This window comes from Amycolatopsis sp. NPDC001319 (assembly GCF_042896185.1).
Lineage (GTDB): Bacteria > Actinomycetota > Actinomycetes > Mycobacteriales > Pseudonocardiaceae > Amycolatopsis.
On sequence record NZ_JBIAWY010000036.1, the window covers coordinates 1 to 1404 of the forward strand.

Annotated in this window: 1 protein-coding gene; it reads left to right on the forward strand. The window is 64.5% G+C overall.

Translation table 11 applies throughout. The features are described 5' to 3' along the window. The first annotated feature begins 51 nt into the window (after positions 1-51). A protein-coding gene (locus tag ACFY1H_RS49550; protein WP_386956787.1) for an IS3 family transposase occupies positions 52-1367 on the forward strand; the annotation gives its coding sequence in 2 pieces (ribosomal slippage) (positions 52-339 and positions 342-1367; 1314 coding nt in all). Positions 1368-1404 lie beyond the last annotated feature (37 nt).

Sequence of the window (1404 nt, forward strand, 5' to 3'; positions counted from 1 at the left end):
TGATGCGCCCCGAGTTCTGTGCAGGCTCTGATCTCAGGGAGGATGCAGAGCATGCCGGCACCGAAGAAGTACAGCGACGAGCTGCGTGAGCGGGCGACGCGGATGGCGTTGGACGCGATCGCGGCCGAGGGTCAGCGGATGGCGGCGATCCGCCGGGTCGCGGGTCAGTTGGACGTGCACCCGGAGGCGTTGCGGACGTGGGTCAAGCGCGCCGAGATCGACGCCGGCGCGGCGCCCGGTCGCACCAGCGATGATGCCGCGCGGATCGCTGAGCTGGAGCGCGAGGTGCGTGAGTTGCGGCGGGCGAACGAGATCCTGAAGACGGCCTCGGCGTTTTTCGCCGCCGCGGAGCTCGACCGCAAAATCAAGTAGCTCCTGACGATTCCGCGCCTCGGCGGGAGGTTCCGCTCGCGGTGGTTGTCGACTATATCGACGGCCACCGCGAGCGAGTTGTCGAGGGGAAGAAGCTCGGGGTCGAGTCGATCTGCGCAGTCTTGAATGCTGCGGATGTGCGGATCGCCCCGAGAACGTTCTGGGCAGCCAAGAAGCGCACACCGTCGAAACGCGCCGTGCGAGATGGGGAACTGCTCACCGAGATCGAGCGCGTGTTCCGCGAGAATTACGGCGTCTACGGGGCGCGGAAAGTCCATGCCCAACTCAACCGTGAGGGAATCCGGGTGGCTCGCTGCACGGTCGAGCGGCTGATGCGCCAGAAGGGCCTGCAGGGACTACGGCGAGGCAGGCGGCCCAGGACCACCATCGCTGCTGCCTCGCCTTCGCCGGCGGACCTGGTCGACCGGCGCTTCACTGCCGACCAGCCGAACCAGCTCTGGGTAGCGGACATCACCTATATCCGGACGTTTTCGGGGTGGGTGTACGCCGCGTTCGTCATCGATGTGTTCTCAAGAATGGTCGTGGGGTGGCAGGTGTCAACCTCGTTGCACACGAATCTCGCCCTCGACGCACTGGAGATGGGGATCTGGGCCAGAAAACGAGCCGAACAGGACGTGACCGGACTCGTCCATCATTCCGACCGCGGAGTTCAATACCGAGCCATTCGCTATACCGAGCGCTTGGCGGAAGCAGAAGTGGTCGCCTCGGTCGGTTCGCGCGGAGATTCCTACGATAACGCGATGGCCGAGGCATTCAATTCGCTGTTCAAGGGAGAATTGATCCATAACCCTGCTGTCCGTGACCGCGGTTGGCAATCAGTTCGTGATGTCGAGATCGCCGTCGCCGAATACGTCGACTGGTACAACCATCGCCGTGTCCACGGCGAGCTCGGCCAGCGCACTCCAGCCCAGACCGAAGCCGGCCACCAAGCGTCACGCTACGATCAACCCTTCGAGCCTACCCGGGCTCGGTGACAGACAACGAGAGCTGCACCAGACCCGGGGCGCATCA